This window comes from Brevundimonas viscosa, from assembly GCF_900116065.1.
Lineage (GTDB): Bacteria > Pseudomonadota > Alphaproteobacteria > Caulobacterales > Caulobacteraceae > Brevundimonas > Brevundimonas viscosa.
In genome coordinates this window covers 191,328-203,739 of record NZ_FOZV01000002.1, presented here as the reverse complement: position 1 = coordinate 203,739, position 12,412 = coordinate 191,328, and the positions used below count along the sequence as shown (strand labels likewise).

Annotated in this window: 12 protein-coding genes; 7 read left to right on the top strand and 5 right to left on the bottom strand. The window is 70.7% G+C overall.

The features are described from left to right. Positions 1–28 precede the first annotated feature (28 nt). A complete protein-coding gene (gene aspS / locus BM333_RS05220; RefSeq protein ID WP_092308083.1) occupies positions 29–1,810 on the bottom strand; it encodes an aspartate--tRNA ligase in 1,782 nt (593 codons plus the stop codon). 210 nt (positions 1,811–2,020) lie between these two features. On the opposite strand from aspS, the gene BM333_RS05215 reads away from it, so the two are divergent. Further along, positions 2,021–2,704: a P-loop NTPase family protein gene (locus BM333_RS05215; protein WP_092308081.1), complete on the top strand. Its 684-nt coding sequence runs from the start codon at positions 2,021–2,023 to the stop codon at positions 2,702–2,704. Between the two features lie 138 nt (positions 2,705–2,842). Here the strand turns inward: BM333_RS05215 and gatB are convergent, their stop codons facing one another. The 4 genes from gatB to BM333_RS05195 all read right to left on the bottom strand — a co-directional run bounded on the left by gatB (position 2,843) and on the right by BM333_RS05195 (position 6,715). Then, positions 2,843–4,336 (bottom strand): Asp-tRNA(Asn)/Glu-tRNA(Gln) amidotransferase subunit GatB, encoded by a 1,494-nt coding sequence (gene gatB, locus BM333_RS05210; RefSeq protein WP_092308079.1) that lies wholly within the window; start codon positions 4,334–4,336, stop codon positions 2,843–2,845. 2 nt (positions 4,337–4,338) lie between these two features. Beyond that, a complete protein-coding gene (gene gatA, locus BM333_RS05205; RefSeq protein WP_092308077.1) occupies positions 4,339–5,817 on the bottom strand; it encodes an Asp-tRNA(Asn)/Glu-tRNA(Gln) amidotransferase subunit GatA in 1,479 nt (492 codons plus the stop codon). Position 5,818: 1 nt separating this feature from the next. Next, positions 5,819–6,106 (bottom strand): Asp-tRNA(Asn)/Glu-tRNA(Gln) amidotransferase subunit GatC, encoded by a 288-nt coding sequence (gene gatC, locus BM333_RS05200; protein ID WP_092308075.1) that lies wholly within the window; start codon positions 6,104–6,106, stop codon positions 5,819–5,821. Positions 6,107–6,187: 81 nt separating this feature from the next. Then, positions 6,188–6,715 (bottom strand): hypothetical protein, encoded by a 528-nt coding sequence (locus tag BM333_RS05195; RefSeq protein ID WP_092308073.1) that lies wholly within the window; start codon positions 6,713–6,715, stop codon positions 6,188–6,190. A gap of 74 nt (positions 6,716–6,789) precedes the next feature. On the opposite strand from BM333_RS05195, the gene ruvX reads away from it, so the two are divergent. The 6 genes from ruvX to dprA all read left to right on the top strand — a co-directional run bounded on the left by ruvX (position 6,790) and on the right by dprA (position 12,334). Next, entirely contained in the window at positions 6,790–7,266 is a 477-nt protein-coding gene (gene ruvX, locus BM333_RS05190; protein ID WP_092308071.1) for a Holliday junction resolvase RuvX, read from the top strand. Further along, positions 7,263–8,183, top strand: coding sequence for an AEC family transporter (locus BM333_RS05185; protein ID WP_092308069.1), 921 nt, complete (start codon positions 7,263–7,265; stop codon positions 8,181–8,183). The genes ruvX and BM333_RS05185 overlap by 4 nt, the downstream gene beginning before the upstream one ends. Before the next feature lie 47 nt (positions 8,184–8,230). Beyond that, positions 8,231–9,211: an aspartate carbamoyltransferase catalytic subunit gene (locus BM333_RS05180; RefSeq protein ID WP_092308067.1), complete on the top strand. Its 981-nt coding sequence runs from the start codon at positions 8,231–8,233 to the stop codon at positions 9,209–9,211. After that, complete coding sequence (gene pyrC / locus BM333_RS05175) at positions 9,208–10,509, top strand: dihydroorotase (protein ID WP_092308065.1); 1,302 nt, start codon at positions 9,208–9,210, stop codon at positions 10,507–10,509. The genes BM333_RS05180 and pyrC overlap by 4 nt, the downstream gene beginning before the upstream one ends. Before the next feature lie 107 nt (positions 10,510–10,616). Beyond that, a complete protein-coding gene (plsY, locus tag BM333_RS05170) occupies positions 10,617–11,255 on the top strand; it encodes a glycerol-3-phosphate 1-O-acyltransferase PlsY (protein ID WP_245777152.1) in 639 nt (212 codons plus the stop codon). Next, positions 11,252–12,334, top strand: coding sequence for a DNA-processing protein DprA (dprA, locus tag BM333_RS05165; RefSeq protein ID WP_092308061.1), 1,083 nt, complete (start codon positions 11,252–11,254; stop codon positions 12,332–12,334). The genes plsY and dprA overlap by 4 nt, the downstream gene beginning before the upstream one ends. Positions 12,335–12,412 lie beyond the last annotated feature (78 nt).

The window sequence follows — 12,412 nt, the reverse complement described above, 5'->3', positions numbered from 1 at the left end:
TTCCTCGTTGCGGCGCTGATCGGCGCCATCACACCTTCAGCGGCAGGGCCGGCCTGATGTGCAGTTCCTTGAGCTGCTTCTCCTGGACCTGGGCCGGAGCGCCCATCAGCAGGTCCTGGCCCTGCTGGTTCAGCGGGAAGGCGATGACCTCGCGGATGGCGGTCTGGTTGGCCAGCAGCATGACGATGCGATCGATGCCGGGAGCCAGGCCGCCGTGGGGCGGTGCGCCGTAGCGGAAGGCGTTGAGCATGCCGCCGAACTGCTCCTCGACCACAGAGGCGTCGTAGCCGGCGATCTCGAAGGCCTTGAGCATGATCTCGGCCTTGTGGTTCCGGATCGCGCCCGAGCACAGCTCGTAGCCGTTGCAGACGATGTCGTACTGGTAGGCCAGCACGTCGAGCGGATCCTTCGTCGTCAGCGCCTCCATCTCGCCCTGCGGCATGGAGAAGGGGTTGTGCGAGAAGTCGACCTTCTTCTCCTCCTCGCTCCACTCGAACATCGGGAAGTCGACGATCCAGCAGAATTTGAACTCGTCATCCGAGATCAGGTTGAGGTCCTGGCCCAGCTTGGTGCGTGCGTTTCCGGCGAACTTGTGGAAGACCTTGGGATCTCCCGCGGCGAAGAAGGCGGCGTCGCCCTTGCCGAGGCCCAGGGACTTCATCAGGGCGTCGGTCGCCTCGGCGCCGAGGTTCTTGGCGATCGGGCCGCCCCATGCGCCCTGGTCCTCGGACCAGAAGATGTAGCCGAGGCCCGGCTGGCCCTCGCCCTGGGCCCAGGAGTTCATGCGGTCGCAGAAGGCGCGCGAGCCGCCGGTCGGCGCCGGGATCGCCCAGACGGCGTTCTTCGCGTCGGCCGCGAGGATCTTGTTGAACAGGCCGAAGCCGCCGTCGCGGAAATGATCGCTGACGTCCGACATCTCGATCGGGTTGCGCAGGTCCGGCTTGTCGGTGCCGAACATCGCGATGGCCTCGCGGTAGGGAATGCGGACGAAGGGATAGGGATCGACCTTCTTGCCGTCGGCGAACTCCTCGAACACGCCGTGCATGACGGGCTCGATGGCAGCAAAAACATCCTCTTGCGTGACGAAGCTCATCTCGACGTCGAGCTGGTAGAACTCCAGCGAACGGTCGGCGCGCAGGTCCTCGTCGCGGAAACAGGGCGCGATCTGGAAATAGCGGTCGAAGCCCGAGACCATGAGCAGTTGCTTGAACTGCTGCGGGGCCTGCGGGAGGGCGTAGAACTGGCCGGGATGCAGGCGCGACGGCACCAGGAAGTCGCGGGCGCCCTCGGGGCTCGAGGCGGTCAGGATGGGGGTCTGGTACTCAAGGAAGCCCTGCTCGACCATGCGGCGCCGGATCGAGGAGATCACCTTCGAGCGCAGCACGATGTTCCTGTGCAGGGTCTCGCGGCGCAGGTCGAGGTAGCGGTGCTTGAGGCGGATCTCCTCCGGATACTCCGGCTCCCCGAAGACCGGCAGCGGCAGCTCGGCGGCTTCGGACAGGACCTCGACGGCCTTCACCCGGACCTCGATCTCGCCGGTCGGCAGGTTCGGGTTCACCGTACCCGCCTCGCGCAGCACCACCTCGCCGTCAACCCGGATGACGCTCTCGGCGCGCAGGCGCTCGACCACGTCGAAGCCGGGGGTTTCGGGGTGCAGCACCAGCTGGGTCAGGCCGTAGTGGTCGCGCAGGTCGATGAACAGCAGGCCGCCGTGGTCGCGCTTGCGATGCACCCAGCCGGACAGACGCACGCTGGAGCCGGCGTCGGTCGAGCGGAGGGCGCCGCAGGTATGGGAGCGGTAGGCGTGCATGGCGTCTTCGTCTTGGATTCAGGGCCCGGACGGGCGCAATTCGGGAGCGCGGAAGGGCGCATCATCGCCCCGGAAAGTCAAGGCTGGCCGGGTCGCGCTGACCGAGCCCCCTCCCCCTGCGTTCCCCGAATCCACAGGTGCGTGCGCTTGTCCACGGCCGGGCGGGAACCCGCTCTTTCGCGACCGCGGCGTCTGCTATGGTGAAGACGCATGACCGCCCGCTCCGCCCCGCCCGACCAGATGCGCCTGCCGTTGCAGAGCGATCTGCCCGACGGCGCGACGGGCTTCGTCGTCTCGGACAGCAATCGCGTCGCCTTCGAGGCTGTGCAGGACTGGCCGAACCTGATCGGCGGGACCATGGCGATCTGCGGTCCTGAAGGCTCGGGCAAGAGCCGCCTGGGGCAGATCTGGGCCGAACGGGTGGGCGCGACGGCCGTGCACGGCGCCGAAGCGGCGCTGGTCGATCCGCTGGAGATCGAGGGACGGCCGGTGCTGCTGGACGACGCCATGCAGGCCGACGACGAAACCCTGTTCCACCTCATCAACCTCGCCCAGGCGCCGGGTGGGGCCCTGCTGCTGGTCGACCGGCCGCCGCCGTCGGCGTGGGAGGTGCGGCTGCCGGACCTGCGCTCGCGGCTGAACGCCGTCCGCACGGCGCCCGTCGAGGCGCCCGACGACGCCGTGCTGGCGGCCATGCTGGAGAGCCGGTTCGCCGAACGGGGCATCCGGCCGGCGAAGGACGTCATCCCCTATCTGCTGCGCCGCATCGACCGCTCTTCGGCGGCGGCGGCGGCGGTGGTCGAGCGGCTGGACGCCCTGCACCGACCGGTGACCCGGACGCTGGCCCGCGAGGCCCTCGAGGGCGGCGCGGAGAGCGGGGAGCTGTTTGAATGACGACGTCCCTTCTCCCTTTGCGGGAGAAGGTGGCCGAGCGGAGCGAGGTCGGATGAGGGGGCGCGCGGGAGGGGCCGGAGCAACCCCTCATCCGCCCCTCCGGGGCGCCTTCTCCCGCAAGGGGAGAAGGACGCTGACCTACAGCCCCAGCTTCGCCTTCAGGATCTCGTTGACCACGGCCGGGTTGGCCTTGCCGCCCGTCGCCTTCATGACCTGGCCGACGAACCAGCCGACCGCCTGGGGCTTTTCGGCGACGGCGGCGGCCTTGTCCGGGTTGGCGGCGATGATGTCGTCGACCGCCTTCTCGATGGCGCCGGTGTCGGTGACCTGTTTGAGGCCGTGCTTCTCCACGACCTGCGCCGGCGAGCCTTCGCCGTTCCAGACGTGGTCGAACACCTCCTTGGCGATCTTCGACGAGATGACGTTGGTCTCGATCAGTTCGACCAGTTCGGCGACATAGGCCGGCGGCAGCTTGCAGTCAGCGAAGTCGGACCCGTCAGCGGCGAGGCGCGCCGACAGTTCGTTGGTGACCCAGTTGGAGACCAGCTTGGCGTCCCGGCCCTTCGCCGCCGCCTCGAACCAGTCGGCCTTGGCCTGCTCCGAGATCAGCACCCCGGCGTCGTACTGCGACAGGCCGTACTGGCTCATGAAGCGGCGGCGCTTCTCGTCGGGCAGTTCCGGCAGCGAGGCCCTGATCTCGTCGATCCACGCCTGCTCCAGTTCGAGCGGCAGGAGATCAGGGTCGGGGAAGTAGCGATAGTCCATCGCCTCTTCCTTGGAGCGCATCGAGCGGGTCTCGCCGGCGGTCGGGTCGTAGAGACGGGTCTCCTGATCGACCGTGCCGCCGTCCTCGAGGATTTCGATCTGGCGCCGCGCCTCGTAGTTGATGGCCTGGTTGATGAAGCGGAACGAGTTGACGTTCTTGATCTCGCAGCGCGTGCCGAGATGGCTGAAGTCGCCGGTGTCCTTGAACTTCTCGTACTGGCCCGGGCGGCAGACCGAGACGTTGACGTCGGCCCGCAAGTTGCCCTTCTCCATGTCGCCGTCGCAGGTGCCGAGGTAGATCAGGATGGTGCGGATCTTCTTGACGTAGGCGACCGCCTCGTCCGGCGAACGGATGTCGGGCCGGGAGACGATCTCCATCAGGGCCGTGCCGGCGCGGTTGAGGTCGACGTAGGACTCGGTCGGCGACAGGTCATGGATCAGCTTGCCGGCGTCCTGCTCCAGATGCAGGCGCTCGATGCCGACGTTGAAGAAGGAGCCGTCCTCCGCCTCGACCTCGACCACGCCCTCGCCGACGATCGGATAGAACAGCTGGCTGATCTGATAGCCGGTCGGCAGATCGGGGTAGAAGTAGTTCTTTCGGTCGAACTGGCTGCGTCTGTTGATCTGCGCATTGAGGCCGAGGCCGGTGCGGACGGCCTGTTCGACGCAGAATTTGTTGAGCACCGGCAGCATGCCGGGGAAGCCGGCGTCGACCAGCGACACCTGCTCGTTGGGGCCGGCGCCGAAGCCGACGGCGGCGCCGGAGAACAGCTTGGCGCGCGAGGCCACCTGGGCGTGGATCTCCAGCCCCATGACGAGTTCCCAGGGGCCGGTGCGGCCCTGGATGGTGAAGGTCTTGTCGGTCATGCTCACCACCACTTCTCCGGCCGGGCGACGAATCCCGCCGCGTCTTCGAGCGCGCCGGCCACCTGGAACACCGTCGCCTCGTCCAGCGCCTTGCCGATGACCTGGAGGCCGAGCGGCAGGCCGGCCTTGTCGAGGCCGGCAGGGACCGAGATGCCGGGCAGGCCGGCGAGGTTGGCGGTGACCGTGAAGACGTCGTTCAGGTACATGGTCACCGGGTCGATCTGCCGGTCGCCGATGGCGAAGGCGGCCGACGGGGTCGAGGGCGTCAGGATGGCGTCGACGCGGTCCCAGACCTTGTCGAAGTCCTCGGCGATGCGGCGGCGAACCTTCAGCGCCCGGACATAATAGGCGTCATAGAACCCGGCCGAGAGGACGTAGGCCCCGATGGTCAGACGGCGCTGGACTTCCTTCCCGAAGCCCTCGGCGCGGCTGGTCTCGTAGAGGTCGGTCAGCGACTTCGCCTCCGCCGCGCGGTGGCCGAAGCGCATGCCGTCGTAACGGGCCAGGTTGGACGAGGCCTCGGCCGGGGCGATGATGTAGTAGGCCGGCAGGGCGTACTTCGTGTGCGGCAGGCTGATCTCGACGATCTCGGCGCCGGCCTCGCGCAGCCAGGCCTGGCCCTTCTCCCAAAGCTCCATCTGCTCGGCGGGCATGCCGTCGACGACATATTCGTTCGGGATGCCGATGCGCAGGCCCTTCACCGACTTGCCGAGCGACTGGCTCCAGTCCGGCGTCTCGACGTCGAGGCTGGTCGAGTCCTTCGGATCGAAGGAGCACATCGAGCGCAGCAGGATGGCCGCGTCCTCGACCGTCTTCGTGATCGGCCCGGCCTGGTCGAGCGAGGAGGCGAAGGCGACCATGCCGAAGCGGCTGGCGCGGCCGTAGGTCGGCTTGACGCCCACGGTGCCGGTGAAGGCCGCCGGCTGGCGGATCGAGCCGCCGGTGTCGGAGGCGGTGGCGGCCAGGCAGAGATCGCCGGCGACGGCCGAGGCCGAACCGCCGGAAGAACCGCCCGGGGTCAGGTCGGCGTTGGAGACGCCGGACTTCCACGGATTGACCACGGGCCCGAAGGCCGAGGTCTCGTTGGACGAGCCCATGGCGAACTCGTCCATGTTCAGCTTGCCGAGCATGACCGCGCCGTCGCGCCACAGGTTGGCGGTGACGGTGGACTCATAGGGCGGGACAAAGCCCTTGAGCATGTTGGAGCCGGCCGTGGTCTGGACCCCGTCGGTGCAGAACAGGTCCTTGACGCCGAGGGGCGCGCCCTCGAGCGGGCCGCCCTCCCCCTTCGCCAGCCGGGCGTCGGCGGCGCGGGCCATGTCCAGCGCCTTGTCGGCGGTGGGCAGGACGTAGGCGTTCAGCCGCGGGTTGGCGGTCTCGATGTTGGCGAGGAAGGCGCGGGTGATCTCCTCCGAGGAGAAGTCGCGGGCCTTGAGGCCGTCGACGGCGGCCTTGAGGGTCAGCTTCGTCAGGTCGGACATTCTATTCGACCACCTTCGGGACCACGAAGAAGCCGTCGGCCGACTTCGGAGCGTTGGAGAGGACGTCCGCGACCTTGTTCCCGTCGGTGACCACGTCGTCGCGCAGGCGCAGCGGCTGGTGGACGTTGGAGGTCATCGGCTCGACGCCCTCGACGTCGACCTCGTTGAGCTGCTCGATCCACGCCAGGATGCCGTTCAGCTCCTGGGCCAGCGGCTCCAGCCGCTCCTCGGGGGTCTTGATGCGGGCGAGGTGCGCCACCCGGCGCACGGTCGCGACGTCGACGGCCATGCGGCCCTCCAATGCGAAACCTGAGCCGGCGGGATTAGCCGCCCGGCCCCGGATTCACAAGGATTCAGACGCCGCGCGACGTCAGCGCGCGGGGGTGACGGTGATGGACGCCGGCGGGCTGCCGCCGGGGCCCGGGGTCCAGGCCACGATCATGCCTCGCCTGCGTGAGCCGATGCGTCCGGTCGCCGGGTCCATCAGGCTTTCCTCGACCTCGAGATCGACGCGGCCGGGTGTTTCGCTGCGCACGCGGTAATCGAGCACATCGCCGATGCGGAACACGCGCCAGCCCTCGGCCGGAGAGTGGAAGAAGGCGATGTGGGTGTAGAGGCCGTTCATCGCCGGGTCGCCGCCCGCGGTTCCGAACAGCTTCACCGTGGCGTCGCCCTGGCGGGTAAGCGGATCGAGGCGGGCGACGCCGGCGGACCATTGCAGCGCCGGTTCGGCGTTCGGCTCGACAGAGGCGGCGGGGCCGTCGGGGACCAGCGGCGCAACCGCCTGCGCAGGGAGCGGCCGGGTCTCGGCCGGCAGGGCGTGGCGGCGACTCTCGACGCCCGTGTCGCACGCGGCCAGCAGAATGAATGCGGCGAGGAACAGGAGCGGATGCTTCATCGGACCCCTCATCGTCGATCGACCGGGGCAGCTTGCACCTTGCCAGCGTCGCCCGCCAGTCCTAGGGCCCGCGGGTGACCGTCATGACCCTCGAAGAACTGGCCGCCTCGACCCCGCCCGGGACGCCGTGGCTGGGGCTGGATCTGGGCGAGAAGACCATCGGGGTCGCCGCATCGGACGCCACGCGGATGATCGCCAGTCCGCTGGAGCTGGTCCGCAAGACGAAATTCACCCAGGACGCCGAGCACGTCCTGAAGCTGATGGACGCGCGGCGCGCCAGCGGTCTGGTCATCGGCCTGCCGCTCAACATGGACGGATCAGAAGGGCCCCGGGCGCAGTCGTGCCGGGCCTTCGCCCGCAACCTGCAACGGCTGCGAGAGGTGCCGGTCGCCTTCCAGGACGAGCGGCTGTCGACCACCGCCGTTGAGCGCTTCCTGATCGACGAGCTGGACCTGACCCGCAAGCGCCGCGCCGGTGTGGTCGACCGCACGGCGGCCGCCTGGATCCTGCAGGGGGCGCTGGACCGCCTGCGCGACGCGGGCGTCCGGTGAACGGGCTGCTGGCCGGCATCGTGCCGGTGTTCGCCATGATCGCCCTGGGCTGGGGCCTGAAGCAGGTGCGCTTCCTCGCCGACGACGGCTGGCGCGCGGTCGAGCGGCTGACCTATTTCGTCTTCTACCCGGCCTTCCTCGTCCCGGCGGTGTGGGGCGCGGACTTCAGCGCCGGCACGGCCGGGCCGGTGGCGCTGAGCACCATCGGCGTGTCGTTGCTGGTCGTCGCGCTGACCATTCTCGCCAAGCCGGCCCTGCGCCTGCCCGACCCCTCGTTCACCAGCGTTTTCCAGGGTGTGGTGCGGTGGAACGGGTTCGTCTTCCTGCCGGTGGCGACGGCGGTGTTCGGCCCGGCCGGCCTGGGGACGGCGGCAGTGGCCTTCGGCGTGCTGGCCCCGGCGTTGAACGTGATGTGCGTGCTGGCGCTGGCGCGCTGGGGCGCCGGACAGGGCGGCGGCTGGCGGCTGGCCCTGCACTCCCTCGGCCGCAACCCGATCATCTGGGCCTGCGCCATCGGGGCGGTGTTGAATCTCGCCGGCCTTCCGACCCATCCGATGCTGGACGGCGTGTTTGAACTGATGGGGCCGGGGGCCATTGCGCTGGGACTGATCACGGCGGGAGCGGGGCTGAGCTTCCGCTATGCGGCGGCGCGGCCGGTCACCATCGCCACGGTCGCGGCGATCAAGCTGCTGGTCCTGCCGGTGGCGATGTTCTGGCTGTGCGGCTGGCTGGGCGGCGACCGGACGGCCCAGGGCGTGGCCCTGCTGGCCGGCGCGGCCCCGGGCGCGGCGGCAAGCTATGTGCTGGCGCGGCAGATGGGCGGCGACGCGCCGCTGGTCGCCGGGGTGGTGGCCTTCACCACGGTGGCGAGCGCCGCGACCATCCCGCTGCTGCTCGGCCTGTTCGGCTACATCTGAGGCGACGGCTTCCGTTCCGGCGCGGCTGGCCCTATAGCCGGGCTTCGATGAGCCAGTCCGACCTCGCCGAGATCATCCGGGAACGGCTGGCGCCGTTTCCCCGTGACCACTTCCTGTCCGCCGGCGACCTGAACGCCGCCACGGTCCCGCCGCTGCTGGACCTCGCCGACGCCTTCGTCGACTTCAACCGACAGGGGGCCAAGGCGCTGGACCTGATGCGCGGCCGGACGGTGGTGAATCTGTTCTTCGAGAACTCGACCCGCACCTCGGCCTCGTTCGAGATCGCGGCCCGGCGTCTCGGCGCGGATGTGACGGCGCTGTCGCCGCGCACGTCATCGGTGGCCAAGGGCGAGACCCTGATCGACACGGCGGCGACCCTGAACGCCATGAAACCGGACGTGCTGGTGGTGCGGCACGGGGCTTCGGGCGCGGCGGCCCTGCTGTCGCAGAAGGTCGGCTGCGCCGTGGTCAACGCGGGCGACGGGCGGCACGAGCATCCGACCCAGGCGCTGCTGGACCTGCTCAGTCTGCGCCGCGCCTTCGGCGACGTGGGCGGACTGACGGTGGCCATCTGCGGCGACATCGCCCACAGCCGCGTGGCGCGGTCGAACGTGGCCCTGCTGTCGATGATGGGCGCCCGCGTGCGGCTGATCGGGCCGCCGACGCTGGTGCCCGGCGACGCCGACCGCTGGGGCTGCGAGGTGTTCCACGACATGCGCAAGGGCCTGCGGGGCTGCGACGTGGTGATGATGCTGCGCCTGCAGCTGGAGCGGATGGAGGGGGCGCTGGTGCCCTCGACCCGCGAGTTCTTCCGCTTCTGGGGCCTCGATCGCGAGAAGCTGGCCTGGGCGAACCCGGGCGCGAAGGTGATGCATCCGGGGCCGATGAACCGGGGCGTCGAGATCGACTCCGACGTGGCCGACGATCTGTCGGTGTCGCTGATCCAGGACCAGGTCGAGATGGGCGTGGCGGCGCGGATGGCGGTGCTGGCCACCCTGTCGGTGCGCCGCGAGGAGGCATCGGCATGAGCGCGTCCGCTGCCAAGGCTCTGGCGATCCTGAACGCGCGCCTGCTCGACCCGGCGACGGACTACGACGGCGCCGGCGCCGTGCTGGTCGAGAACGGCCGCATCCTCGAGGTGGTCCATGGCGCGGGCGCCGCGGCGCCTAAGGGCGTGGAGGTCGTCGACGCCGGCGGCCTCTGCCTGTCGCCTGGCCTGATCGACATCCGGGTCAAGACCGGTGAACCGGGGGCCGAGCCGAAGGAGACGCTGAAGTCCGCGGCCCTGTCGGCGGCGGCGGGCGGAGTCACCACCATCGTGGTGCAGCCGGACACCGACCCGGCCATCGACGACCCGGCCATGGTCGACTTCATCCAGCGACGCGGCGCGGCGCTGGGGCTGGTCAATGTGCGCGTGGCCGGGGCGGCGACGCGGGCACTGGACGGCCAGCGGATGGCCGAGATCGGCCTGATGGACGAGGCCGGCGCCCTGTACTTCACCGACGGCGACAAGGTGATCGCCAACAGCCGCACCCTGCAGCGGGTGATGAGCTACGCCGCCGCCTTCAACGCCCTGATCGCCTGCCGGCCGGCGGATCCGTGGTTGAGCGAGGGGGCCGTGGCGACCTCGGGCGAGCTGGCGACCCGGCTGGGGCTGGCCTCGGCGCCGGCCATCGCCGAACGCATCCAGCTGGAACGCGACCTGGCGCTGGTCGAGCAGACCGGCGCGCGCTTCCTGGTCGACCAGATCTCCACCGAGGGCGCGCTGGAGACCCTGGCGCGGGCGCGGGCGAAGGGGCTGGAGGTCGCCGCCTCGGTGTCGGTCAACCACCTGTGCTTCAACGAGGTCGACATCGGCGACTACCGGACCTTCTACCGGCTGGATCCGCCGCTGCGCACCGAGAGCGACCGGCAGGCGCTGGTCGAGGCGGTGCGCGAAGGGCTGATCGACGTCATCACCTCGGCCCACGCCCCGGCCCCGGCCGAAGACAAGCGGCGGCCCTTCGCCGAGGCCGCGCCGGGCGCCGTCGGGCTGGAGACCCTGCTGCCGGCGGCGCTGACGCTGCATCACGCCGAAGGCCTGGACCTGCTGGACCTGCTGCGGCCGCTGACGGCGGGGCCCGCCGACCTGCTCGGCCTCGAGGCCGGACGGCTGGCGGCGGGCGCGCCGGCCGACCTCGTGCTGTTCGACCCGGGCGCGCCGGTGGTCATAGCCGCCGACGCGTTGCGCTCCAAGTCCAAGAACTCGCCCTTCGACGGCCGACGGCTGCAGGGCAAGGTGCGGCTGACGGTGGCCGGCGGGCGCGTCGTGCACGACGGCCGGTGACGCGTCCGGGCGGCGGACACGAGCTTCACCGAATCACACCATCTTCCGCCGGCTGGCGAAGCCGCGCGCCCGCATGATATACACGCGTCGGCTGTATGGGGGTTGAGGTGCAGGATCTGGTCGGGCCCGCTCTGGGAACGCTGGCGCTGGTGGCGGCCGGGGGATACCTCCTGGGCTCGATCCCGTTCGGCGTCATTCTGACCCGGGCCGCGACCGGCCAGGACGTCCGCGGCATCGGCTCGGGCAACATCGGCGCCACCAATGTGCTGCGCACGGGGCGCAAGGATCTGGCGCTGGCCACCCTGCTGCTCGACGCCGGCAAGGGCGCCGCGGCCCTGCTGGTCGCCCGGCAGCTGTTCGACAGCGAGGTCGCCGGGGCGATCGCCGGCGGGGCGGCCTTCCTCGGCCACCTGTTCCCCGTCTGGCTCGGCTTCAAGGGCGGCAAGGGGGTGGCGACCTTCTTCGGCCTGCTGATCGCGGCCGCCTGGCCGCTGGGCCTGCTGGCCGGCGCCACCTGGATCCTGATGGCGGCGCTGTTCCGCATCTCGTCGCTCTCCGCCCTCGTCGCCTCGGCGGCCGCGCCGCTCTACGCCCTGCTCCCGCTGGCCGCTCTCGGACTGCCGGCCCCGGCCCCCATCCTCTCGCTGGCCGCCTTCACCGCGGTGCTGATCTGGATTCGCCACAGCGAGAACATCGGCCGCCTGCTGAAGGGGACGGAGCCGCGCATCGGGGCGAAGAAGGGGTGACCCTCGAGGCGGCCGAGCGGTTCGCCCGGCTGCGGCTGGCCCGCACCGACCGCGTCGGTCCCGTCAGCTTCCGCCAGTTGCTGGACCGCTTCGGAACGGCCGCGCGGGCCCTCGACGCCTTGCCCGACCTCGTCCGCCGTGGCGGCGGTCATGGCTTCACCCTGCCGTCTCCCGGAGAGATAGACGCCGAGCTCGCCGCGGGCGAGCGGCTGAAAGCGCAGCTGATCGTGTTCGGCGACGCCGACTATCCCGTCCTGCTGGCGGCCATCGACCCGCCGCCGCCGCTGCTGTGGACCCTGGGCGATCCCGCGCTGATGGCGCGGCCGTCCATGGCGATCGTCGGGGCGCGCATCGCTTCGGCCGGCGGCCAGCGGATTGCGCGGGGACTGGCGCAACAGCTGGGAGAGGCGGGCCACATCGTGGTCTCGGGCATGGCGCGGGGAATCGACGGCGCGGCCCACGCCGGCGCGCTGCCGACCGGAACGGTGGCGGTGCTGGGCGGCGGGATCGACGACGTCTATCCGCCGGACAACGCCGACCTGTACCGGCAGATCGTCGAGCAGGGCTGCGTGGTCTCGGAGAGCCCCGTCGGGGCGCGGGCGCAGGCCAAGGACTTCCCCCGCCGCAATCGCATCATCTCGGGCCTGTCGCGCGGGGTGGTGGTGGTCGAGGCGGAACTGCGGTCGGGTTCGCTGATCACCGCCCGGCTGGCTGCGGAGCAGGGCCGCGACGTCTTCGCCGTGCCGGGCTCGCCGCTCGATCCGCGCTCGAAGGGACCGAACGAACTGCTGCGCCAGGGCGCAATCCTGTGCGAGGGGCTGGCCGACATCGAGCGCGAGTTCGAGCGGCCACGGGCCATCCGCGAGCCGGCCGGAGACACGCCATTCGCGGGCGCGCCCGACGAGATCGAGGCGGAACTGGTCGAGCGGGTGGCCGCCCTGCTCTCCCCCACCCCGACGCCGCGCGACGAGCTGGCCCGGGCCGCCGGCGCGCCGGTCGGGGCCGTGGCCGCGGCCCTGCTCGAGCTCAGCCTGGCCGGCCGGGCGACCCTGCTGCCGGGCGGTCTGGCCTCGCTGTGAGAGCCGTCGCGACAACGGCCGATTGACACGCGGGCCTGAGCCAACCACGTTCCCGCGCCTCTGAAAGGCCCCTCCCCG

Coding starts and splice junctions, on each gene's coding strand:
- aspS (WP_092308083.1), bottom strand. CDS start 1,810: ATGCACGCCTACCGCTCCCATACCTGCGGCGCCCTCCGCTCGACCGAC.
- BM333_RS05215 (WP_092308081.1), top strand. CDS start 2,021: ATGACCGCCCGCTCCGCCCCGCCCGACCAGATGCGCCTGCCGTTGCAG.
- gatB (WP_092308079.1), bottom strand. CDS start 4,336: ATGACCGACAAGACCTTCACCATCCAGGGCCGCACCGGCCCCTGGGAA.
- gatA (WP_092308077.1), bottom strand. CDS start 5,817: ATGTCCGACCTGACGAAGCTGACCCTCAAGGCCGCCGTCGACGGCCTC.
- gatC (WP_092308075.1), bottom strand. CDS start 6,106: ATGGCCGTCGACGTCGCGACCGTGCGCCGGGTGGCGCACCTCGCCCGC.
- BM333_RS05195 (WP_092308073.1), bottom strand. CDS start 6,715: ATGAAGCATCCGCTCCTGTTCCTCGCCGCATTCATTCTGCTGGCCGCG.
- BM333_RS05180 (WP_092308067.1), top strand. CDS start 8,231: ATGAGCCAGTCCGACCTCGCCGAGATCATCCGGGAACGGCTGGCGCCG.
- pyrC (WP_092308065.1), top strand. CDS start 9,208: ATGAGCGCGTCCGCTGCCAAGGCTCTGGCGATCCTGAACGCGCGCCTG.